This is a genomic window from Candidatus Avelusimicrobium alvi, assembly GCF_958451995.1.
Taxonomy (GTDB): Bacteria; Elusimicrobiota; Elusimicrobia; order Elusimicrobiales; family Elusimicrobiaceae; genus Avelusimicrobium; species Avelusimicrobium alvi.
This window is the reverse complement of sequence record NZ_CAUDSG010000010.1, coordinates 1-21786: the sequence shown is the minus strand read 5'-3', so window position 1 is coordinate 21786 and position 21786 is coordinate 1. Positions and strand designations below refer to the sequence as shown.

General features: G+C 55.7%; 19 protein-coding genes. 9 read left to right on the top strand and 10 right to left on the bottom strand.

Annotated elements, in window-relative coordinates:
- Positions 1 to 16: 16 nt before the first annotated feature.
- Genes ACQY36_RS03250 through ACQY36_RS03230 form a run of 5 tightly spaced genes read left to right on the top strand, consistent with a single transcriptional unit; the run spans position 17 to position 5766 of the window.
- Positions 17 to 1036, top strand: a complete 1020-nt coding sequence (locus ACQY36_RS03250) for an AI-2E family transporter (RefSeq protein ID WP_428077704.1) — start codon at positions 17 to 19, stop codon at positions 1034 to 1036.
- Positions 1037 to 2380 carry an MFS transporter gene (locus ACQY36_RS03245; RefSeq protein ID WP_428077702.1) on the top strand — a complete coding sequence of 448 codons (1344 nt, stop codon included), beginning with the start codon at positions 1037 to 1039 and terminating at the stop codon, positions 2378 to 2380.
- Positions 2377 to 3273: an N-acetylmuramic acid 6-phosphate etherase gene (gene murQ / locus ACQY36_RS03240; protein ID WP_428070907.1), complete on the top strand. Its 897-nt coding sequence runs from the start codon at positions 2377 to 2379 to the stop codon at positions 3271 to 3273. The genes ACQY36_RS03245 and murQ overlap by 4 nt, the downstream gene beginning before the upstream one ends.
- Positions 3266 to 4354, top strand: a complete 1089-nt coding sequence (locus ACQY36_RS03235) for an anhydro-N-acetylmuramic acid kinase (protein ID WP_428077700.1) — start codon at positions 3266 to 3268, stop codon at positions 4352 to 4354. Before murQ ends, ACQY36_RS03235 begins: the two co-directional genes overlap by 8 nt.
- The gene (locus ACQY36_RS03230) at positions 4351 to 5766 is read left to right on the top strand and encodes a glycoside hydrolase family 3 N-terminal domain-containing protein (RefSeq protein ID WP_428077698.1); all 1416 of its coding nucleotides are present in this window, start codon (positions 4351 to 4353) and stop codon (positions 5764 to 5766) included. Before ACQY36_RS03235 ends, ACQY36_RS03230 begins: the two co-directional genes overlap by 4 nt.
- Before the next feature lie 65 nt (positions 5767 to 5831).
- Here the strand turns inward: ACQY36_RS03230 and ACQY36_RS03225 are convergent, their stop codons facing one another.
- From ACQY36_RS03225 to ACQY36_RS03195, 7 genes are read right to left on the bottom strand one after another with little or no spacing between them, the layout of a single operon-like run.
- The gene (locus tag ACQY36_RS03225; protein ID WP_428057364.1) at positions 5832 to 6320 is read right to left on the bottom strand and encodes a nucleoside deaminase; all 489 of its coding nucleotides are present in this window, start codon (positions 6318 to 6320) and stop codon (positions 5832 to 5834) included.
- A gap of 34 nt (positions 6321 to 6354) precedes the next feature.
- Positions 6355 to 8214: a ComEC/Rec2 family competence protein gene (locus ACQY36_RS03220; RefSeq protein WP_428077696.1), complete on the bottom strand. Its 1860-nt coding sequence runs from the start codon at positions 8212 to 8214 to the stop codon at positions 6355 to 6357.
- The gene (gene recR / locus ACQY36_RS03215) at positions 8214 to 8807 is read right to left on the bottom strand and encodes a recombination mediator RecR (protein ID WP_428057368.1); all 594 of its coding nucleotides are present in this window, start codon (positions 8805 to 8807) and stop codon (positions 8214 to 8216) included. The genes ACQY36_RS03220 and recR overlap by 1 nt, the downstream gene beginning before the upstream one ends.
- Positions 8808 to 8811: 4 nt before the next feature.
- Positions 8812 to 10632: a DNA polymerase III subunit gamma/tau gene (gene dnaX / locus ACQY36_RS03210; protein ID WP_428077694.1), complete on the bottom strand. Its 1821-nt coding sequence runs from the start codon at positions 10630 to 10632 to the stop codon at positions 8812 to 8814.
- Between the two features lie 3 nt (positions 10633 to 10635).
- Positions 10636 to 11076 (bottom strand): DoxX family protein, encoded by a 441-nt coding sequence (locus ACQY36_RS03205; RefSeq protein ID WP_428057372.1) that lies wholly within the window; start codon positions 11074 to 11076, stop codon positions 10636 to 10638.
- Between the two features lie 12 nt (positions 11077 to 11088).
- Positions 11089 to 11943, bottom strand: coding sequence for a hypothetical protein (locus ACQY36_RS03200; RefSeq protein ID WP_428077692.1), 855 nt, complete (start codon positions 11941 to 11943; stop codon positions 11089 to 11091).
- A gap of 6 nt (positions 11944 to 11949) precedes the next feature.
- Complete coding sequence (locus tag ACQY36_RS03195) at positions 11950 to 13026, bottom strand: 1,9-bis(guanidino)-5-aza-nonane synthase (RefSeq protein ID WP_428057376.1); 1077 nt, start codon at positions 13024 to 13026, stop codon at positions 11950 to 11952.
- 150 nt (positions 13027 to 13176) lie between these two features.
- Between ACQY36_RS03195 and glyA the strand changes: the two genes are divergently transcribed.
- The 4 genes from glyA to ACQY36_RS03175 all read left to right on the top strand — a co-directional run bounded on the left by glyA (position 13177) and on the right by ACQY36_RS03175 (position 18471).
- A complete protein-coding gene (gene glyA, locus ACQY36_RS03190; protein ID WP_428077690.1) occupies positions 13177 to 14424 on the top strand; it encodes a serine hydroxymethyltransferase in 1248 nt (415 codons plus the stop codon).
- A gap of 408 nt (positions 14425 to 14832) precedes the next feature.
- Positions 14833 to 16020 (top strand): S1 family peptidase, encoded by a 1188-nt coding sequence (locus ACQY36_RS03185; RefSeq protein ID WP_428077688.1) that lies wholly within the window; start codon positions 14833 to 14835, stop codon positions 16018 to 16020.
- 1 nt (position 16021) lies between these two features.
- Positions 16022 to 17215, top strand: a complete 1194-nt coding sequence (locus tag ACQY36_RS03180) for a hypothetical protein (protein WP_428077686.1) — start codon at positions 16022 to 16024, stop codon at positions 17213 to 17215.
- A gap of 2 nt (positions 17216 to 17217) precedes the next feature.
- Positions 17218 to 18471 carry a S1 family peptidase gene (locus ACQY36_RS03175; protein WP_428077684.1) on the top strand — a complete coding sequence of 418 codons (1254 nt, stop codon included), beginning with the start codon at positions 17218 to 17220 and terminating at the stop codon, positions 18469 to 18471.
- Positions 18472 to 18534: 63 nt separating this feature from the next.
- Here the strand turns inward: ACQY36_RS03175 and ACQY36_RS03170 are convergent, their stop codons facing one another.
- The 3 genes from ACQY36_RS03170 to ACQY36_RS03160 form a co-directional block, all read right to left on the bottom strand.
- Positions 18535 to 19665, bottom strand: a complete 1131-nt coding sequence (locus ACQY36_RS03170; RefSeq protein ID WP_428077682.1) for a tetratricopeptide repeat protein — start codon at positions 19663 to 19665, stop codon at positions 18535 to 18537.
- An 84-nt stretch (positions 19666 to 19749) separates the two neighbouring features.
- Positions 19750 to 20559: a prohibitin family protein gene (locus ACQY36_RS03165; RefSeq protein WP_428057388.1), complete on the bottom strand. Its 810-nt coding sequence runs from the start codon at positions 20557 to 20559 to the stop codon at positions 19750 to 19752.
- A 94-nt stretch (positions 20560 to 20653) separates the two neighbouring features.
- Positions 20654 to 21786: hypothetical protein (locus ACQY36_RS03160; RefSeq protein ID WP_428077680.1), on the bottom strand; the 1133-nt coding region annotated here is incomplete at its 5' end.

Below are 21786 nucleotides of genomic sequence, written 5' to 3'. Positions count from 1 at the left end.
ATACAAGAGAGGTTCTATGCTCACAAAAAATACATCGCATCCTTTTGCGCCCATTAATACGGTTTGTCTGATGATTCTGGCGGCCACCGCGGCAACGTGGGTGCTCGTCTACACCAAAACCATGCTGATGCCGTTCGTCATCGCGCTGTTTATTTCCATGGTGGCCGGCACGCTGGCGGGCTGGCTTAAACAGAAGTGGAAAGTGCCCTACGGGCTGGGCCTGGTGCTGAGCTTTTTGGCGTTTTTGGCCATTATCACGCTTTCCGTCCTGTTTATTTCGGGCTCCATTGAAAGCTTTGTGGCCGGGGCCGACATTTACGGCGAACGCTTAAACGACACGCTGGACTGGCTGATTCTGCACACGCAGAAATACGGCGTGAATATGAACGCGCAGTTTGTGGCCGATACGGTAGCCAAACTGCCGGTATTTAACGTATTAAAAAGCGTGGGCAGCACGCTGGTGTCCATTTTAACCAACTTAATGCTGATTACGCTGTTTGTCATCTTTATTTTTATGGGCAAAGCGTCATCGGCGGAAAAACCCTCGCTGGTGGGAAACATCCAAAAGCAGATTTCGTTTTACCTGCTGATTAAAATTTTTGTCTCCCTGCTGGCGGCCGGATTTACGTGGGTGGTGCTTGCCTCGGTAAAGACGGAGCTCGCCTCCATGCTCGCCGTCCTCACGTTTGTGCTGAACTTTATCCCCAACATTGGGCCGTTTATTTCCACCATTCTGCCTATGCCGGTACTGTTTTTGCAATACGGGTTTGACTGGCACATCCTGCTGGCGCTGATTTTACTTACCGCCATTCACTTCGTTATCGGCAATATTTTAGAAACCAAGTGGCTGGGGAAAGGAATGGACCTGGACCCGATTGTCGTCATCGCGTGCTTGATTTTCTGGGCGCTGGTATGGGGTATTATGGGCGCGCTGCTGGCCGTACCGATGACGGCCATTATCAAAATGGTGCTGGAGCGCAACGCCACCACCAAGCCGCTGGCCAATTTGCTGGGCGGCAAATACGCATTTAAATAAATGACAAAAAGTCCCTGGACGTATATTCCCACGCTGTATCTGGCGGAAGGATTTCCGTATATTGTCATTAATACGGTGTCCACGGTGCTGTATGCCGATTTGGGCTTTGCCAACGAACAAATCGCTTTTTGGACGGGCTGGCTGTACCTGCCCTGGATTTTAAAAATGTTTTGGAGCCCGCTGGTAGACGCGCGCGGCACCAAACGCCGCTGGCTGTTGGGAGCACAGACTCTGCTGGCCGCCCTCTTTCTGGCCGTCGCCGCGCTGACCGCCTGGGAAGCTTTTACCCGCGCCGCGGACGCGGGCAGCCTGACGTTTTTCTCCCTCTCTTTATTCGGCTTTTTAGCCGGGGCGTTTGTTTCCGCGACGCTTGACGTTGCCACCGACGGCTACTACCTGCTGGCGCTCTCGCCGGTGGAACAATCCAAATTTGTCGGCATCCGCACCATTTTCTACCGCCTGGCCATGATTTTGGGCAGCGGGGCCTTTGTCTCCGTCACCGCCGCGCTGGCCAACCGAACGCCGGACCTTTCCCTCGCCGTGATGCCCTGGCCGTATAACTGGGCCGCGCTGTTTGGCTTTTTGGGCCTTCTTTTTCTGGCGTTTGCCGCATACCACGCGCATATCCTGCCCCGCCCGGCGGAGGATAAACCCGTCCGCAAAAACGGCGGCGCGGCGTGGGCGGACTCGTTTAAAACGTATTTCACGCAAAAAAACATCTGCTATATTTTGGCTTTTATTTTACTGTACCGCCTGGGCGACGCGTTTTTGGAAAAAATCGTGCCGCTGTTTTTGCTTAAACCGCAGGCCGAAGGCGCGCTGGGCATGACGGTACAGGCGTACGGGCTGATTAAAGGCACGCTCGGGCTGGGCGCCGTGATTGCCGGCAACCTCGCCGGCGGATGGCTGCTGGCCCGGTACGGGTTTAAAAAATGCATCTGGCCGTTTGCCGTCATTTTGATTCTGCCCAACTTTTTCTATGCGTATATGTCCTGGGCGCACCCCGGCACCGCCGCCGTGGCCACACTCATCACCCTGGAACACCTGGGCAACGGCCTGGCGATGATGGCGTTTTCCGTATTTATTATGTACATTTCGCAGGGGGCGTATAAAACGTCCCACTACGCTATTTCCACGGGCATTATGGCGCTGGGGATGATGGTGCCGTCCATGGCGTCGGGCTGGTTGCAGGTGCGCCTGGGGTATACGTCCTTTTTTCTGCTGGCCAGCGTGGTAAGCCTGGTAACGCTCGCGGTCGTACCGCTGACCGGGAAAATCAAATCCATAGAAGAAACCGAAGCCGCTTTCCGCACCCATAAACACTCCCTGGAGGACGGACAATGAAACCCGTTAATTTAAACGCCATCGCCACCGAAACCCGCAACCCCGCCACGGCGGAGCTGGACCGGCTGTCCCCGCGCCAAATCGCGCGCAAAATAAATGCGGAAGATTTTAACGCGGCGCGCGCCGTCAAAATAGCCAACAAAGAAATCGCCGCCGTGATGGTATTGGCCGCGCGGGCGTACGCCGCTGGGAAAAAAATCATTTTTACGGGGGCGGGCACCAGCGGGCGGCTGGGTATTTTGGAAGCGGTTGAATGCGTACCCACCTTCGGCACCAAGCCGTCGCAGATTATTGGCCTGATTGCGGGCGGGAAAAAGGCCGTTTTCCGCTCCCAGGAAGGCGCGGAAGACGACGATAAACAGGGCGCGCGGGAAATGGCGCGCGCGGCTAAAAAAGACGATTTGGTGGTCGGCCTGACCGCCAGCGGACGCACGCCGTACGTGATGGGAGCCCTGCGCCAGGCGCGTAAAACGGGCGCGCGCACCGCACTTATTTCCTGCAACCCCCGGGCTGACACGGCCGACGCCGAAGTGCACGTCTGCCTGCCTACCGGGCCGGAAGCCCTGTGCGGTTCTACGCGCATGAAAGCGGGCACCGCCACCAAAATGGCGTTAAACGCCATTACCACCGGGGCCATGGTACTGTGCGGCAAAACCTACGGCAACCTGATGATTGACGTACAACCCACCAACAAAAAACTCGTGGCCCGCGCCGTACGTTTAATTTGCACCGTGGCGCAGACGGATGAAAAAACCGCTTTAAAACTGCTGGCGGCCTCGGGCAAAAACGTCAAAACGGCCGTGGTGATGCACCGTAAAAAAGTTTCCAAAGCGGGCGCGCAAAAACTTTTAAAACAAAAAGACGGTTTTTTAACGGGAGTGATTGATGAATAAAATCGCGCTCGGGCTGATGAGCGGCACTAGCGCGGACGGGCTGACCGTCTGCGCCGTATCCGTGCGTCCGTTTAAAGTGCTGCACTTTAAAAATTACGCGTATCCCGCCGCACTCCAGCAAAAACTGCTAAACGCTTATGCCCTGCGCGCGCCGGAGCTTTCCGCGCTTCATTTTGAACTCGGGCGGCTGTATGCCTCCATCGTCAGCAAATTTTTAAAAGAATTTCATATCCCCGCCAAACGGATTTCCGTTATCGGCTCGCACGGGCAGACGGTGTACCACGGGCCGCATGACAAAACGCCCAACACCCTGCAAATCGGGGAACCGTCCTTTTTGGCGGCTTTGTGCGGATGCCCGGTCGTGTCCGATTTCCGCGCGATGGACATCGCCCTGGGCGGCGAAGGCGCGCCGCTGATTCCGTTTTTTGACGAATACGTCTGGGGCAGAAGTACGCCCAAAATTTTACTGAACGTAGGCGGCATTTCCAATTTTTCCGCAGTCGGAAAAAACCTCAAAACCTTTGGCTTTGACGCAGGCCCCGGCAATACGCTTATAGACCTGGCCTGCCAGCGGCTGCTGCACAAACCCTTTGACAAAAACGGCCAAACCGCCGCCAAAGGAACGCCGGACAAAAAGAAAGTGCAGACGCTTCTGCGGCAAAAATACTTTTTGCGCCGTCCGCCCAAAAGCCTGGACAAAAACGCCTTTGGCGAAGCATATTTAATCAAATACTTCGCCCCCGCCAAAGCCGAAAACCCGGCGGATTTGCTGGCTACGCTTACGTATTTTACGGCGGCGGCCGTCGCCCGCGCGGTGCGGGATTTTGTGCCGAAAAACGCGCAGAAAGAACTGGTGGTTTCCGGCGGCGGCTGTTACAATCAAACACTGCTTGCGTATTTGCAGGAGCTCCTGCCGCATATGAAAGTAACCACCACGCTCGCCTACGGGGTGGACCCGCAGGCCAAAGAAAGCGCGGCGTTTGCGCTGTTTGCGTGGCTGGCCTTAAACCGCAAAACCAATCACTGCGCCCGCGCCACCGGCGCCAAAACAAACGCCGTGCTGGGAAAAATTACGTTATGAACATAAACCGTTTGGTACATCCCGGATTTTGGTTCGGGAAAACTTCCGAAGAAGACGCGTTAAAACTCGCGCGCTTGGGTGCGGGCGGCTTTTGCCTCTACGGCGGAACGCGCGCGGAAGTATCGGCTTTGACGCGCGCCCTGCGCGCCGCCTCCCCGCACAAGAAAATTTTGATTTCCGCCGATTACGAAGACGGCCTCGGCCGCTGGCTGCCGGACGCGGAATTATTGCCTTCCAATCTCGCCCTGGGCGCGGCGGGAGACGAAGAACTGGCTTTTGAAAAAGGCCTGCTGACCGCCCGTCAGGCCAAAAGCCTGGGCGTGGACTGGGTGTTCGCCCCGGTGGTGGACCTGGCCGACCATCCGGACAATCCCATCGTCAACACCCGCTCCTTCGGCGCGGATCCCGCGCTGGTAACGCGCCTGGCCGGCGCGTTTATGGACGGGCTGGCGCGCGGCGGCGCGCTTAACAGCCTGAAACATTTTCCCGGCCACGGCAATACGGCGACGGATTCGCACCTCGCCCTGCCAGTACTGCTGGCCACCAAACAGCATTTGCTGGAGCGCGAGCTGGCGCCGTTTTGCGCGCTTCTGCCCAAGGCGGACTGCGTGATGGCGGGGCATTTGCTCGTCCCGGCGCTGGATGACCAGCGGCCCGCCTCCACTTCGCCCAAAATTATCGGCGAACTATTGCAAACCGAAATGGGGTTTTCCAACTGCGTCAGCACCGACGCGCTGATGATGAAAGCGTTGGGCGACGAAAAACAGGCGGCCCTGGCGGCCTTTCTCGCGGACGCGCACATTCTGCTGGCCCCGGAAAAACCGTTTGAACTGATGGAATTTTTACACGCCCAAAAACTGCCGGAAGACAAACTGCGGCGCGCTGAACAAATCCAGAATCTGCTGTGTGCACGCGCGGACGAAATCCTGCCCCCTACGCAGGCCGCCGCTTTTGAAAGTACGGATTTTTCCGCCCGCGCGGCCCGCAAAGCGCTTACGCTGTTGGGCGCGCCGCTGGCGCTTCAACCCGGCGAAACTCTTCATTATTTAGACGTAGGAAACGACGAAAATCTTTCATCTGAGCCCTTTTTAAATACGCTTGCGGCGCACGGCGTGCGCGTGGAAAAATTCAATGGCACGGCGGACAAGCTAGCCGTCCTGTGCTGGCGGCGTTACCAGGCATTTAAAGGGAAAATAGGCTTAATCGAAGAAGAAATCGCCCAAGTGCAGGCGGCCCTCCGCCAGGCCAAGCAACATCTGGTAATCAGCTTTGCCAACCCCTGGACGGCCGGCGGCATCCCGGCCGGCGGAAGGCTGTTTACGTTCAGCCCCTCGCCCGCGTTCCAGCAGGCCGCGGCCGAATGCCTGCTGGGGTTGTTTACCCCGCAGGGCAAACTGCCTGTTTCACTATAAACCACACTTCTAATAAAAACCCCCGCACCGTTATTGGTGCGGGGGTTTGTTTGGACACAAAAAGTTTAGTATTCCACTTTATCGGTTTTTTCGCCCCATTTTTCAAACGGTTCGTTTTTGTTTTCCAAATCAATGCAAAACGTTTGCAGCGAGCGTTTTTCCACCGGCAAAGGGACTTCTTTATAAATAAATTCGTCGTCAAAGCCGTATTTGGCCGCGGTAAAACGGTCCGCCGCGAAAAATAACGCTTTCGGGCGCGCCCAGTAAATGGCGCCCAGGCACATCGGGCACGGCTCGCAGGACGAATAGATAATACAGTCCCGGAGTTCAAACGTACCCAGTTTTTTGCAGGCTTTGCGGATGGCGTCCACTTCGGCGTGGCGGGTCGGGTCGTTGGACGAGGTAACCTGGTTGCATCCGCGGGCGATTATTTTCCCGTTTTGTACAATTACCGCGCCGAACGGTCCTCCTTTGCCTTCCAGCATGCCTTTTTCGGCCATTTTAACGGCTTCCTTCAAAAATTTTTTATGCTGCTTTAGTTCGGCTTGTTCCATAATGTTTCCCTCCAAGGGTGCTTTTCTATTATAGCTAAATTTTCAAAACGGCGGTCTTGTTTCTTATATTAAAAACGGTCTTCTCCCCCGCCTGCGCAAACCGCGCGTGCGCGCCGATGCAAATTTCTTTGCCGCCGCTTTGCAGGCAGTAGGACACGTCGTCTTTATCGGAGCCGGAGTAGCCCCGGTTCGTCCAGAACCGGCCTTCGCGCGTTTGGTGTCTGCCCCACACCACCCGCACGCGGGTGCCGCCTATCACCAATTCATCCCCGGGCCAGACGTCTGCAAACGGGCGGACGGTCCGCCCCACCGGAACGACCCGAGACAAATCATTCTTGGATTTCTTTTCCGAAAACAACAGCACCGCATCCGCTTTTGTTACGCCCGTTTTGTACAGCGCGGCCGAAAGCTTTTCGGGCTCCAGCGTATCGCCCAGCACAAACGTTTCTCCCGCAGGAGTGCGCACGACGGCGGCGTTTTTGTTCCATTCGTTCAGCAAATACACCCGCGCTGGCGAAAAGAAAACGGCTTGCGCCAGCGGCACGCCAACCACCAGAAGCAGGCACGGAATAAACGTTTTGCGCGCAAAGTTTTTAAGCGGCAGATTAAACAGCCAGAACAGCGCCGCGTAAAAAGACACCATCGCGCCCGTGCTCCACGCCGCCGCCGGCAACGCCGAAAACCGGAACGACGCAAAGAACTCCACCAGCGCCTTAAACCCTTCCAAGCACCACAGCGCGGGCCAGTACAGCAAAAAGCCCGCGTGCACCAGCGTCAGCACATAATACGCAAACGACAGGCCCATCAGCAAAGACGCCATCGGCACCAGAATCATATTGGACACAAGCCCGGTAAGCGATACTTTATAAAACACGTTTGTAAACACGGGCAGCAGCACCAGCTGGGTGGAAAGCGTGGCCAGGAAAATCTGCGCAAAAAAGCGCACCCACGCGGGCCATTTGGCGGGCAGGGTAAAATTGTTCAGGCACACGATAATGGCAAGCGTGGCGAGAAAGGACATCTGGAATCCCGTTTCAAACACCGAGGCGGGATGAAAGCATAAAATAATAAAGCACGAAACGATAAGCCCCTGGAACACCCCGCTGTTCCGCCCCAGGAAATACCCGGCGCAGGCGCACGCCGCCATAAAGTACGCGCGCACCAAAGGAGCGTCCGCCCCGGCGATAAGCGTATATACGCCCGCCACCGCAAGCGCAATTAAAAGCGTCTTCTTCCGCCCGGCTCCGAAAAGCGAACAAAAAGCCACGGTAACCAGCGTAACAAACCCCACATTCCCGCCGGAGGCGACCAGCAGGTGAATGGCGCCGCTGTCCTGAAATGCGGCGTAAAGGGAGGGAGACAGTTCTCCCCGCTCGCCGAGCAGCACTCCGCCCGCTATCCCGGCCAGTTCCGGCTCAAAAGCCCGGTTAAACACCCGCAGAATATCGGCCCGCACCGCCCGTACGGCGCGAAACGGCCACGCGGCGGGCTGAATCACGCGTACATCCGAACTTTTGATTTCGGTAAATACGTTTTTATGGGCGAGGTAGCGGCTCCAGTCAAAATTGCCCAACAGGTCTATGCCGTACGGCTTCTGCAGGCGGCCCGTTATTTCCAGCGTGTCTTTCCATTCGGGTTCAAAGTCTCTCAGCCGGGCGTACACGTACCCGTCCGCGGGTTCGCCGTCCACGCTAAACACTTTTACAATTACGTTTTTGGATTTTTTCTTGCTGACCGCAAAACCTTCCGCGCGGCCGGTGAGGGTAACGGTTTTCTTATCCAGGGAATGGAAAACGTCCCGCTTGGAAGGAGCGGGACTGTAGAAGCAGGCCAATAAAATAATCAGCGCCGCCAAACAAAACAGCAGCGGCCTTTTATAAATATCCGGATGCATTAAAGTTTCGTGCGGCCTTTTAAGGAGTACCCCAGCGTCATTTCGTCAATATAGTCAATGTCGCCCCCCAGCGGCACGCCGTAGCCGATGCGGGTTACCTGCCCCACCAGCCCGCGCAACAGATCCGCCAGGTACAAAGCGGTGGTTTCGCCTTCGCTGTCCGGGTCGGTGGCGATGATGACTTCGCGTACGGGAACTTCCGAATTTTGCACGCGTTCCAACAGTTCGCGCACTTTCACCTGTTCCGCGCCCCGGCCTTCCATCGGGGAGATGGCGCCGTGGAGCACGTGGTACAGCCCTTTATAGGCTCCCGTTTTTTCCAGCGATTCTATATCCTGCGGGTCTTCCACCACGCAGATAAGCCCGCGGTCGCGGTCCTGGTCCCGGCAGATTTCGCACAAACCCGTTTCGCTGTACGCAAAACAGAGGGGACACAATTTAACATCCTGCTTCATAGACAGCAGCGCATTGACAAACTCTTCCGCCTCGCCCTGCGACGCGCGCAAAAAATACGCCGCAAAACGCTCCGCCTGCCGCGGGCCTACGCCGGGCAGTCGTCTAAAAGCGCGCACGAGTCTGTCTAAGCTTTTCATAGGGTTAGGCCAAAAGTTCTCCGGGGATGACTTCCAAAATGTCTTTCAGTTCTTCGGGCGCGTCCTGCACCGCCGAAGCGGCGGGCATTACGTCCGCCTCAAAACTGCCTTTTACAAAAGGTTCTTCGTCCGATATAGCGGCCGCCGCGGCGGACGGGGAAGCGGCCGTTTTGCGCGCGGCCGGGCGCGCGGCGGGAGCCGGGGCAGGCGTTTTTTCTTCCTGCGCGGCCGCCAGCTTAAATTTAATGACGCGGCCGCAGATTTTTTTGGCGGCTTCTTCCAGCTCGCCCAATTTGTTCTGCGCCGGAATCTGGTAAAACTCCTTGCCGGGCGGGAAGCACAGCGTCCATTCGCTTTCGCCAAACGTAACGGAGCAGTTCGTCATCACGTCATAGACAAACGGGCTTTTTTCAAACTGCTTGAGCATTTTGTCCCAAATCTGGCGGTTGGTTACGGCGGCGCTGACGGCGGGCATAACCGCTTCGTCCAGCGCGTCTTCCTCTTCGGATACAATCTCTGCGGGCGCGCTCACCGCGGGCGCGGGTTTAGCCGCAAAAGCGGGTTTTTGAACGGCGGGCTGCGGCGCGGCATAAGCCGTTTTGGCGGGCGTTGCGCGCGGCGCGGGTTTTTCCGCCGCCGTACGGACGGGCGACACGGACGGACCGGAAGAAGACGCCGCTCCCCCGCGCTCCAGCGCTTCCAGGCGGCGGATAAACGCGTCAATATCCAAACAGCTGTCCATCACCGTAAACATACCCACTTCCGCGCTGACGAGCGCATTGTCGGAAAATTTTACTTCTTCAATAATCTTGTTGATTTTGCGCGACACCTGCGCCAAAAACCCCGGCGAAACGCCCTGGGTAATCTGCTTGGCGCCTTCAAACGGCTCCGCGCCCTGGCCGAGCGAAAAATAGAACAAATCGCCCAGCGCGTTTTTTAAATCTTTTAAAAACGAGTTCGCGTCAAACCCTTCGGCTTTTAACGTATCAAACACCTGGTGCAGGGCGGCGCTGTCTTTGTTCACCAGGGCTTCTGCGGCCTGTTTAATCAGTTCGTCCGGCGTAAGGCCCAGCATTTCGCCTACAAGTTTTTCGTCAATGCGTTCGCCGGAAAAAGCGATGGCGCGGTCCAGCAGCGTCAGCGCGTCGCGCAAGGCGCCTCCGGCGTTTTTGGCGATGATTTTCGCCGCGCCGGGCGTTAAATCTATATTTTCGGCGCCGGCCAAATCCAGCAGATGCGCGCTGATTTCGTCCACCGTAATCGGGCGGAAGCGGAACGTCTGGCAGCGGCTGACGATGGTGGCGGGCACTTTGTGCTTTTCGGTCGTGGCCAGGATAAACACCACGTGGGCCGGCGGCTCTTCAATGGTTTTTAACAGCGCGTTAAAAGAGCTGGCGGAAAGCATATGCACTTCGTCCAGGATAAACACTTTAAAACGGTCGCGCGAGGCCGCGAGGGCCACCGTGTCAATAATGGCTTCGCGCACTTTTTCCACCTGCGTGTTGCTGGCCGCGTCCAGCTCCAGCACGTCCATATCCGCGCTTTGCGCAATTTCCAGACACTGCGGGCATTTGCCGCAGGGCTCCGGGGTGGGCTTGTCGCCGTTGCCGGTGCAGTTTAACGCTTTGGCCAAAATGCGCGCCGTGGTGGTTTTGCCGCAGCCGCGCGGGCCGTAAAATAAATAGGCGTGCGCAATGCGGCCGAGTTTTAACGCGTTCTGAAGGGTTTTGGAAATACTTTCCTGCCCCACCATATCTTCAAACTTTTGGGGACGGTACTTGTTGGCAAGGCTTACGTATTTGTTGTTTTCGTCAAATATTTCCATAGCTTAACCTCTGAACGTTTTTTTGGCGCGGCGCACCGCGTGTTTATAATCCAGGCTGATTTTTCCGGGGCCCAGCATCACAACAGGCAGAAGCGCCGTAATGAGCAGCACCAGAAGCGCCACATAAAGTTTATTAAAATCCGCGGCGAAAAACACCACCGCCAGCGCCGCCGTGCACAGCACCGAAAGCAGCGCCGCCGGGCGCGTAAACCACCCGAGCATTAAAAAAAGCGCCAGGAACAATTCCCCCACCGCCAGGCTCAGCCCGGCGGGCACCGGAAGCGGCAGGCCGATGGCCGTGGCGTTATACAAAAATTCGCGGTAAAAAAGCAGGCACCCCAGCGTTACGTACAACAGCACCAGCCCCGTTAAAAGGCGGGTTAAAAAAAGCGCGAGCGAGAAAATATCCTCGTCTATATTACAATGCAAATCCAGTTTGGACACGGCACCCTCCGGTTAGAATTCCACTTCGGCGGACATGGAAAAATACGTCCTGCGGTTTGATTCGCGGCGCGGCTCAAACACTTCCACGCCGCCTGAGAGAGACATTTCCCACAAACGCACATGCAGCCCCGCGCTTACGGCGGCGGCCGTGTCGCTTAGCTCCGCATAACGGTAACGCGCCAGCGACGCGTACGGCGTGATAAAATCGGTCCGGTAGCTTACGCGCACCGCGGCGGCTTCTTTTACAAACCCCTGCACAACCGCCGTCATAAACGGAATGTCCGCCCAGCTGAAAGTTACGTCCTGCGGCACGCGGCTACTATATTTTATCACTTTATGCCACGCCGCTTTCAAGTTCCACGCGCCCGCGTCGGCCGACACCTGCGCGCTGGCGCCCGTTTCAATCTGCCCGAACGAACCCCCGGTCAAATCGTTGCCCATTTTATCCACGTAGGTGCGGTAGCGCGTCTGCTCCGCTTTTACGGTAAGGAGCGGGTTTTTAAGCATTCCCCAGCGGTAAAACGGTTTCCAGCGAAGCCCCGCGCCGTATCCCACCGCCTGATACCCCACGGCCTGCGGCTGCCAGAAACCTTCGGCAAATACGGTCCAGTCGTCGTTTAATTCATACGCGCCTTCCAGCCCGTAGCGCGAGGTGGAGCCCGCCTCGTCAATTTCCTTGTCGGACATACGGTAATACCCGTACCGCGGGGTAAAGATAAAGCCGTTGTCCAAATCCAGCTTAAATATACCGCGCATGGCGGCGTACCCGCGTTCCCCGTTTACCCCCGAAAAACTGAGCTGCCCGTAGCATAACGCACACGGGCAGATCAGAAGGACTAAACTGATAAACGCGGTTTTGAGTCGCATTACAATTTATTTTTTGGCTTTTTTCGCCTTTAACGCGGCCACTTTGGCGTCCTCGTCCTGCAGGAATTTAACGTAGTTGGACGCTTTGCGTTTTTTCCACGCGCCTTTGTGGTAGCCGTAACCGATGATGAGCGGAATGAGGGTCGTGCATTCGCCGTAGACCATCTGCTCAAGCGCGGTGGAAACCTTGCCCCAGGAAGAAGCTTCCTTTAAGGTAGAGCCGGAGAGCGCGCCGTCGCGCACGTCCGCCACGGTGATTTGCACGGCGTATTTGTGCATCGGGGCGTCGGCGCCTAAAATTTCGGCGGCCACCACGGTGTCCTGCGCAAAGTTTTTCGGCACGCCGCCGGACCACATCATAAGACCGGTTTCTTTGGCTTTAATTTTGATTTTGGTCAGTTCCAAAAAGTCTTTGGCGCTGTCAATAGACACGTGGGCCTCGGGGTGTTCGGTCTGGTGCGCCACAAAGCCGAAGCCGGCGGAGCAGTCCGAAAACGCGGGCACGAACACGGGCACGCCGTATTTATACGCGTTGTAGACGATGGAATCTTTGCCTTTGCCTTTCTTTTCCAGCCATTTGCCCATTTCCCAGATAAATTCGCGGGAAGAGTAGGGGCGGGGCTCCAAGGTGTTGCAGATTTTATAGATGGTTTCGTCGCATTCTTTCAGCTGGTCTTCGTCAATATAGGTGTCGTAGATGCGGTCAATGTGCAGGTCGCGCAGCAAGTTGTCGTCGGCGTTGTACGGAGTGCCGATATAGTGCTTGTAACCCAGGGCTTCAAAGAAATCCTGGTCTACGATGTTGGCGCCGTTGGAAACGATAGCGTCAACCATATTGTTTTGAATCATATCCACGACTACTTTCTTCATACCGGCGGACACAAGCGAACCCGCGATGCACAAAATGACGGAGCATTTCTTATCGGAAAGCATCATATTATAGATTTTGCTCGCTCTGGCCACTTCGCGGGACGCATAGGCCATGCTCCCAAAGGCTTCCACCATGGGGACCACATTGTATTTTTTCAAATCAATGTGTTTGACGGTGTCTTTGAGAAAGTCTTTTTTGGTAAGTTTTGCCATTTCTTTACACCTCTGCTGGATTTATTTACTTCTATTTAGTAAATTATATTAAATAACGCAGTATTTTCATAGGAAAATATGCAAAAAAAGCGCGGCGCGCACAGGCCTTAAAAATATGCCGTCCGGCACGCCGCCCAAGGAGCGTAAAAAATGTATCCCGATCTGCAAAAAACCGATCCCGAAGTATTCGCCTCCGTGGCCCACGAACTGGCCCGCCAGCGCGAAAAGCTGGAACTCATCGCTTCCGAAAATTTTACTTCCCCGGCCGTTATGCAGGCGCAGGGCTCCGTGCTTACCAACAAATACGCCGAAGGTTATCCCGGCAAACGCTACTACGGCGGCTGCGAATTTGTGGACCGGGTGGAACAGCTGGCGATTGACCGCGCCAAACAGCTCTTCGGCGCCGAACATGCCAACGTACAGCCCCATTCCGGCGCGCAGGCCAACATGGCCGTTTACTTTGCCCTGTTACAGCCCGGCGACACGGTGCTGGGCCTGAACCTTTCGCACGGCGGGCACCTGACGCACGGGCATCCGCTGAACTTTTCGGGCAAACTTTACCATATCGTAGCCATGAACGTGCGCCCCGACACCGAGGAAATTGATTACGAAGAAGCTGCCAGGCTGGCGCTTACCCACAAGCCCAAGCTCATTATGGCGGGGGCTTCCAACTACTCGCGCATTTTTGACTGGAAACGCCTGCGCGAAATCGCCGATTCCTGCGGCGCTTACCTCGCGTGCGACGTGGCGCACTATGCGGGCCTGATTGCGGCAGGCGAATACCCCAATCCCGTTCCGTATGCGGACGTCGTTACCACCACCACGCACAAAACGCTGCGCGGACCGCGCGGGGGCCTGATTTTATGCAAAGAATCCCTGGCCAAAGCCATTAATTCCGCCGTATTCCCCGGCGTACAGGGCGGGCCGCTGATGCACGTCATCGCGGGCAAAGCCGTCTGCTTCGGGGAAGCGTTACAGCCTGCGTTTAAAACCTATCAGCACCAGGTGAAAGTAAACGCCGCGGAGCTGGCCAAACAGCTCCAGGCGCGCGGCTACCGGCTGGTGGCGGGCGGAACGGACAGCCACGTGATGTGCATTGACCTGCGCTCCAAAGGCCTCACCGGCAAAGCCGCCGAAGCGGCACTGGACAAAGCCGGCATCACCGCCAACAAAAACACCATTCCGTTTGACCCGGAAAAACCGTTTGTCACCAGCGGCCTGCGCCTGGGCACCCCCGCCGTTACCACGCGCGGGATGAAAGAAGCGGATATGGCGCAGGTGGCCGCGTTTATTGACGAAGCGATTTCCCACCACGCCGACGACGCGTACCTGTCTTCCGTCGCCGGCCGGGTAAAGAAGTTTTTGGAGGGCTTTCCGCTCTATCCGGCGCTGCAGTAAAAGACGTTTTGACTGACCCGCCCCCGGAGCGCGACAGCAAAAAGCCTCCGGGGTTTTTGTATAGGGAAACAGACCTATTTTTACCTGGGTCCACAATACCCGCGTTTTTGGGCCAAAAGACCCTGGTTTCCGCCCCGTTAAAAGGGTAGAGTAGTAATATGCCCGGGTTTCGTTGCGGATATTCAGGCTTTGATTAAGCGGCGGCGCGCCGGCACAAAATGCGCGCGGACGGCATCAGACGGAAAACCGTCCGCACCGGGCCGCAGCGCCGGATTTGTTCAACAGCGTTTTTTGCCGGAGAACCGCCCGCGCGAATCCGCCGGATTTGATATACACAGCCATTTCCGTCATTTAATTTACGATAAGGAGTAAACGCCGTTCGCTTAGAATCGGTTATTTGTAAACCCTATGCTTATAAATACGCGTTCCTGCCTGCTGGCCCTTTTATTAAGCTGTTCCCTTTCCGCCGCTTTTGCCCAAAAAAATTTAATTAAAGCGGGCGAAAAACTCCGGCCCGCCGGTATGCAAAAAATGATAACGGAACTGACGGTCCCCGCCGCCGCCAAAACGTCCGCGGTGCAGCTTTCGGCGGCGCGCGCGGTGCAGTTTTCCCAATGCCTCGTAGGCGGCATACGTATGGAAAAACCGCTGTTCCGCTCTCCGGTTTTACAGCCGCTTGAACAGCATATGCGCCAGTTTGTTTTTACCGTTTCGGCGCGCGGCGAACAGCATCCGTTTAAAGGAAGCGGCTTCGTTTTTGCCGAAAAATACCAAGGCAAAACGATTTTATGGGGCGCCACGGCGGCGCACATTGCGCGCGCGGTCGGCAGAGAAGTAACCGTCACTTTTCATCTGCACGGGCGGGACGTGTCTTTCCCGGCGGAGATTGTGCTGACGGGGCGCAAATACGGTTTAAACGCCGCGCTGATTAAACTGCCGCCCGAAGCGGTTGAAACGGCCCGGCCCGTCGTACAAGCCGAAACGGCGCCCATAAAAGGAGACCTTTTGTTTACATACGGCTTCAGCGCCGGGCAGTACAAAAAAACGCTGCGCCGCACGATTGCGTCCAACGCCGAACGCGTCGTGGCAGACTTTCCGCGCTTAAATACGCCCAAACCCGGTTTTTGCGGAAGCCTGGTCGTTAATGACCAAGGCAAAGCCGTAGGGATTGAAGTGGGCGGCTACTCCCCCGAACAAGAACACTTGCAATGGTACCATAACCGCGAGGCATCCTGGCTGTTAAAGAAAGAGAATTTATCGCGCATCAGCGAAGTGGTGCCGTTTACACGCCTGTATGATTTGCTGAAGGAATACCGCCAGCCCGGTTCTGCCGCACGGATTATGCTGTTTGAGGGTATTCGGGTGGGCAAACTGCGCCCGGATGAATTTATTGAAAGCATCACGGTCCGCTACGCCGACGGTTCCCACCGAATGCTGATGCGCAATCCGTTTTTTGATTTGTCGTACTTGAGCGCATTATTTAACTTAAACGGTGCGCGTCAGGCGCAAATTATCATCAACAAAGGCCGCACGCACACATACGGCTACCTCGTGGACTTGGAAAAACGTACAGCGGAAGAGATAGGAGAATTATGATATGAAAGCAGTAAAAGTTTGTTTATTAACGGCGCTGTTGTGCGGCGGACTCTTGTCCCCCGCCGCGCACGCACAGAAAAATTTACAGCAGCTGTTAAAAAAGCTGCTGCCCGCCAAGGGAGCCCAGCAGAGCGTGGAGAAAAAGCTCCTCTATCCAAACCGCACATCACTTGAAGCCGTCGCTTTCTCCAAAACTTCCAACTACCATGGTTTTCTGACCGCCGCGCCGCTGTTCGCGCCGAATTTTGCGCTGAGCACCCTGCGCCCCTTAAAACCCGCTCCGGTTCAGGTGCGCCGCGCGGTTTTTACCCTGCAGTACAGCCCCGACTCGTACGGCAAAGGCTCCGCTTTTGCGGTAGAAATAGACGGAGAAGCCTGGGGCGTTACGGCCCGCCACGTACTGGACGATATCGGCCGCTCGCCTTATATTTCCATCAACAACAAGCGCGGCAAACCGATATTTGTACCCGTCTCCTCGGTGCGCGAAGGCAATATACACGGGGCGGACATCGCCATTTTCCGTATTCCGTCCAAATTATTGCTCTACATTACCCCGCTCCAGCCGGATTATGATTTGCCTCCGGCCAATACGGTCGCCCAGTCGGGCGGATTTTCACACGGCATTTTCGGCTGGTTTAACCACGTAGAAGTGCTGTTCTCCAGCGCGCACCGCATCCTGGCCCGGTATCAGGATTTCCCCGTGCGCAGCGGTTATTGCGGCTCGCCTTTTCTGGTGGACGGAAAAGTGGTGGGGGTATTTGCGGGCATTACGCCCCGCAGCGCCGCTAAAACAGCCAGCTGGAACAATTTGTTTAACGGCGTATTTGACACGCCCATCAACGACTTCAGCCAAATCGTACCCATCGCCTGGGTACGCAGCCTGGTAAAAGAGGCCCGGCACGAAAACGGGCCCGCCGGCACGCCTTTAAAATTACTCGGCAATACGCTCGGGATTTTACATGCGGACGAATACGTCCAATCCATCCAGCAGCTGCGCGGCGGCCGCCTGCTTAAAACGCTGGACGCTTACCCTTTTATGGATTACAATCATTTAGAGCGGTTTTTAGACGTCGGGCCGGAAGATGTCATCCGCGTGGTGGTCCAGCAGGGGGACCGTTCGTCCTCCAAACGCCGCACCTTCTGGTATGAATGGGACGTGGCTTCCGGCACGCTGGTCCGCACGGAGAGAAAATAAATATGCATGCCAAGCTGTTTTATATATTATTGGCCGCATTCGTAGCCTGTACGCCGCGCGCCTACGCGCAGAAACAGTTAAAACACCTGGCCAAAGGGCTTGAAAAAACCGCCGTGCAAAAAGCCCTGCCGGAGTTTTCCGTTTCTTTAAACAAGTTAACCGTCGGGGCGGTTTCCGCCGCTTCGCAAACGGGCCGCAAGCCCGGCCCGGAACTGCTCCGCCGGCGGCAGGCGCAGCTGGAACAGGCCAAAGCCGCCGCCCGCGCGCGTATCGCCGAAAAAGTACGCGTTACCGCGCCGTCCGGCTACCTCTCCCGCGCGGCCAAAGCAAATTTAAAAATGCAAAAAATGGCGGCTTTTGACGCACGCGCGCTGGAAACAACCGTTCTGCTCCAGGACCCGACGATGAAAAGTTACGCGCTTTTTTCGGCTTCGGCCTTTTTTATTGAAGAAACGTTCGGCGGCAAGAAGCACCTTTGGGGCGTAACCGCCGCGCACGTGGCCGATATTATGGGGCCGCAGGCTTGCGTCTACCTGACGCTGCCGGAAGGCATTACCCTGGAGTATCCCGTTAAATTTACCGTAAAAGGCAACGCGGGGATGGCGGATATCGCTTTATTCCCGGTGGAAGGCGAGCTGGCCGGGCTGGTGCGGCCCATCCCGCTGGCCCAAACGACTCCCGGCCCGCAGGAAAAACTGCGCTCTTACGGGTATTTTGACGACGCGTTCCACATCGTACGCAACCGCGCCGTACTGGCCAACACGCCGGGGCGGCTGGTTACGTCTTTTGAATTTGGCGCGGCGGACCGCGCCGGCGCCTGCGGCGGCCCCGTCTTGAACGAAAGCAACGAGCTGGTAGGCGTACACTGCGGCAGTTCCGAAAGCAAAAACCAAAGCTATGCCGTACCGGCGGCGCACGTAAAAGACCTGCTGCACGCCGCCCGCCACGGAGGCTACCGCCTGCGCCCGCTGGTGCTTAACGGACAGACCGTGGGCCAAATTAACGTGGACGAATACATCCAGTCGTTCAACGTCAAAAAGAACGGCGCTTCCCTGCGCCATCTTCAGCCGTGGCACCAGGAAGCCCGCGTGGATTACGAGCATCTGGAAACACTGCTTCCGCTTAAAGGAGCCGATGAGGTGGAAATTCTGCTGGTAAAAGGCGGCACCGTGGAAACGGGCGAGGATTCGCACGCCGTTAAAACGCTGATCAGCATTGATTTAAACACCGGCGAAGTAACGCGCGCCGGACTGTAACATACCCCTATACGGAAAACCCCCGGGCAATTTTCCCGGGGGTTTTATATATACAGCCAAATTTTATTTTTCGGCCAATAACGCCTTGGCGGATTCATTGCCGTTGTCCGCCGCGCGTTGCAGCCATTCTCCGCCGGCTTTTTTGTCGGCGGGCACGCCGAGGCCTTTCCAGTAAATCTGTCCCAGCACATATTGCGCGGCCACATAATTTTGTTCCGCCGCGTCGCGAAAGAATTTAACCGCCAGCGGCACGGAAAGATTCGTCCCCTGCCCCTGCATCAGCATAAAGCCCGTCATATACTGCGCCTGTGCGCTGCCGCCCGCCGCGGCGTTGGAAAACCACGCAAAAGCGTCTTCGTACTTAGGCGGATTGGCCCCGTAGGCAAATGTGCCCAGCGTATACTGCGCATCCGGGTTCTTGGCCTGTGCGGCCGCGCCAAAAAGCTCCATCGCCCTGGCTTCGTTTTTTTCCACGCCTTCGCCTTTCTGGTACATCTGCGCGAGCTCATACGCGGCCTGCGGGAGCTTCTCCCCTTCTTCCCAGGCCAGCGTAAACCAGCGCAGGGCTTCTTCGTCATTACGCGCGACCGGGTAGCCCAGGCGGAACCCCTGCCCCGCTTCCAGCCGGGCGGAAGAATCCCCCTCCTGCGCGTGCTTAACCACGCTTAAAAACCGTTTGACTTCTTCGTACAATTCTGGCTCTTCCAGCCGGGCGTCCTGCTCGGCCGTCTGCGCGCTTTCATCCCCCGCTTCGGCGGCCTGAAGCCACCAATATAACGCTTCGCCCCTATTTACGGGCAGATTGGCCAGCCCCTCCGCATAAAAACGGCCCAGTTCGCTTTGCGCGCGGGCGCTGCCCTGGCGGGCCGCCAGCTGGATATACGCCAGCGCTTCTTCCAAATCCTGCGGCACCAGCGTGCCCTGGATATACAAATCCGCCAGCTTCCACGCCGCTTCCGCACTGCCGTCTGCGGCGGCTTTGCGGTACCATTCGGCGGCCTGCGCGCCGTTTGGCTTAACACCCGTACCATGAGCGTACAAACCGGCCACGGCCAGCGCGGCCTCGGCATTGCCGGCCTGCGCCGCGGCCAGTGTTTTTTCAAAAGCGCGCTGTTCGGGCGTTTTATAAAAAACAAACAAATAGACGCCGCACGCCACAAGCAGCAGTAAAATGATTTTGAGTGTATTCTTCATACTTTTCCCCCGTAAAACGCATAAAAGGGAGACTTTAAAAGTCTCCCTTTCATTATACCTTTACGAACTTTATTTGAAAACCGTTTATTTCACCATCACAAACGGCATCTGGCCGCCGGCCATATAGGTGGGCATGCGGCCGTCCCATTTTTCAATGGCTTTTAATTGGGCTTCCACCTGGCGCAGTTTAATCAGGTTGTCGGACACCACTTCGCGCTGCAGCCGCAGGGATTTGGCTTCGGCTTCCGCCTGCAAAATTTTCTGCTCGGCTTCTTTTTTCACCTTTTCCACCAGGTTGGTGGCGCGTTTGGCTTCCTGCTCGGCGATTTGTTTTTCTTCCACCGCTTTTAAAAACTGCGGAGAAAATTCAAAATTCGTAATCGCAATGTCGGACACGATGACCTGCTTCTCCGCCATTTTGTCTTTTAAAATTTTGTCCAGCTCGCGCGCCACTTCCACGCGGTTGGAAATCAGGCTGTCCGCCGAGTATTTGGCGATGACGGCCTTGGTCCACTCTTCCACCATCGGCTTTAAAATAGTGGTGGTGTATTCCGGCCCCAGGTTGCGGTAGATGGCTTCAATGGTGTCGGGCAGGATGCGGTGGTTGATGGCCAGCGTCAGGCCGACGGTCTGCAAGTCTTTGGAAAAAGCCTCGGTGGTAAACGAGTCTTTTTTAATGCGCACGGAGAATTTTTCAATCGTGTCCACCAGCGGCAGTTTAAAATGCAGTCCTTCGCCGTAAGCGCCCACGATTTTGCCAAAGCGCAGTTTAACGGCCACATTGCCCGCGGATACCGTAAAATACGAACCCAGCGCGCATAATACAGCCGCCGCCAGCACAACGGGCACCGCCAGCCGTTTCCAATCAACGGTTCCGGGTGTGATATTTCTCATAGAAACTCCTTTTTAGCTAAGATAATATTCGTAAAACATATTATAGCGGTTTTTGAGCCGTCCTGCCGAGTCCCCTTACACGGCTGAAAAACCGTTACGGACAGCAAGTTACATCCGCCCGGTAAAAGGAATCTTCTTCACGGATCGCGCAATAACCCGCCTCAATCATATAGAAATAAGTCCCCCCCAGATTACTGTCGTATTCGTTTGTAATAGTAAAGACATTGCTCAGATATAAACCATATTCTCCGGGCTCTTTATATGTTAGTGTAGCGCAAAACTCCCGCGCCCTTGCTTCCGAAAAACCTACCACCTTTTGGGCAAGCACATCTACTTGCGGGTAAGTTGGCTCTTGAATCATAATCCATTCTTTAATAGGCTCACCCATATAATGCTTTGTTAATTGGTCCCCATAAAATTGATGCACCGTGTTATAAAAACCAAGAGTCGGAGCGATTTTATTAGGAATAGCATTCACAATGGATTTCATCTGTTTGGTAAAATAAGCGCTTTTTGCACCGCCGCCTGTTGTGTAATACGAATCTACGCACCGCTTTGGTTCCGTCAGCCCGGAAGGGCATTGATACTTATAACCTTTATACCAAACAGAACAAAAAGACTCCCGATTGCTCCCCCATAATGCCTGAAGCTCCTCTCGGGTAGTGGAAACATACAAAGCCTCCGGTATACAACCGTCAGAAACAGCCGGACTCCCGCATACCAAATACACTTCTTCCGCATTTTTGAGTTTTACCTTCTGCCAAGATACCTGCGGCGCGCCGCTTGCTCCCGTCGCCGCGCACGAAGGGAACTTCGCCGCACTGTCCGAAGACATATGACTGCGAAATAATGTAAGCGAACTTACGTTCATATCCGTAGCTTCCAAACTGTAACCGTTGTTTAACGTGCCGATACGCAGGTTTGCAGAGAAATCTATATTCGCCTCTCCAGAACCGCTCCCCAAAGCTACGTTTGTGCTTTTTACGGCCGCCGCCGTGTTTAAATCCAGCTTTCCCCGGTTCAGGTTGACTGTTGTGGCCTGCAACGGACGAATACCCAAAGTTCCGGATTCTGAACAGCCCAGGTTCATTTCACAGGCGGACGTTAAGCCTACGTCTAACTGTTTACTGGCGTTAATCTTACTGTATGCCACATACGGCACGGGAAAGTACGTTACCATTTTGATTTTATTTTCTGAGAATGCCAATAATGGTACACATAACAAAG

Bases quoted from the DNA above. Each gene is read 5' to 3' on its own strand.
- dnaX (WP_428077694.1), bottom strand. From the start codon at position 10,632: ATGGAAATATTTGACGAAAACAACAAATACGTAAGCCTTGCCAACAAG.
- ACQY36_RS03165 (WP_428057388.1), bottom strand. From the start codon at position 20,559: ATGAGAAATATCACACCCGGAACCGTTGATTGGAAACGGCTGGCGGTG.
- ACQY36_RS03185 (WP_428077688.1), top strand. From the start codon at position 14,833: ATGCTTATAAATACGCGTTCCTGCCTGCTGGCCCTTTTATTAAGCTGT.
- ACQY36_RS03220 (WP_428077696.1), bottom strand. From the start codon at position 8,214: ATGCATCCGGATATTTATAAAAGGCCGCTGCTGTTTTGTTTGGCGGCG.
- recR (WP_428057368.1), bottom strand. From the start codon at position 8,807: ATGAAAAGCTTAGACAGACTCGTGCGCGCTTTTAGACGACTGCCCGGC.
- ACQY36_RS03180 (WP_428077686.1), top strand. From the start codon at position 16,022: ATGAAAGCAGTAAAAGTTTGTTTATTAACGGCGCTGTTGTGCGGCGGA.
- ACQY36_RS03200 (WP_428077692.1), bottom strand. From the start codon at position 11,943: ATGCGACTCAAAACCGCGTTTATCAGTTTAGTCCTTCTGATCTGCCCG.
- ACQY36_RS03245 (WP_428077702.1), top strand. From the start codon at position 1,037: ATGACAAAAAGTCCCTGGACGTATATTCCCACGCTGTATCTGGCGGAA.
- ACQY36_RS03230 (WP_428077698.1), top strand. From the start codon at position 4,351: ATGAACATAAACCGTTTGGTACATCCCGGATTTTGGTTCGGGAAAACT.
- ACQY36_RS03235 (WP_428077700.1), top strand. From the start codon at position 3,266: ATGAATAAAATCGCGCTCGGGCTGATGAGCGGCACTAGCGCGGACGGG.
- ACQY36_RS03175 (WP_428077684.1), top strand. From the start codon at position 17,218: ATGCATGCCAAGCTGTTTTATATATTATTGGCCGCATTCGTAGCCTGT.
- ACQY36_RS03195 (WP_428057376.1), bottom strand. From the start codon at position 13,026: ATGGCAAAACTTACCAAAAAAGACTTTCTCAAAGACACCGTCAAACAC.
- glyA (WP_428077690.1), top strand. From the start codon at position 13,177: ATGTATCCCGATCTGCAAAAAACCGATCCCGAAGTATTCGCCTCCGTG.
- ACQY36_RS03225 (WP_428057364.1), bottom strand. From the start codon at position 6,320: ATGGAACAAGCCGAACTAAAGCAGCATAAAAAATTTTTGAAGGAAGCC.
- murQ (WP_428070907.1), top strand. From the start codon at position 2,377: ATGAAACCCGTTAATTTAAACGCCATCGCCACCGAAACCCGCAACCCC.
- ACQY36_RS03250 (WP_428077704.1), top strand. From the start codon at position 17: ATGCTCACAAAAAATACATCGCATCCTTTTGCGCCCATTAATACGGTT.
- ACQY36_RS03170 (WP_428077682.1), bottom strand. From the start codon at position 19,665: ATGAAGAATACACTCAAAATCATTTTACTGCTGCTTGTGGCGTGCGGC.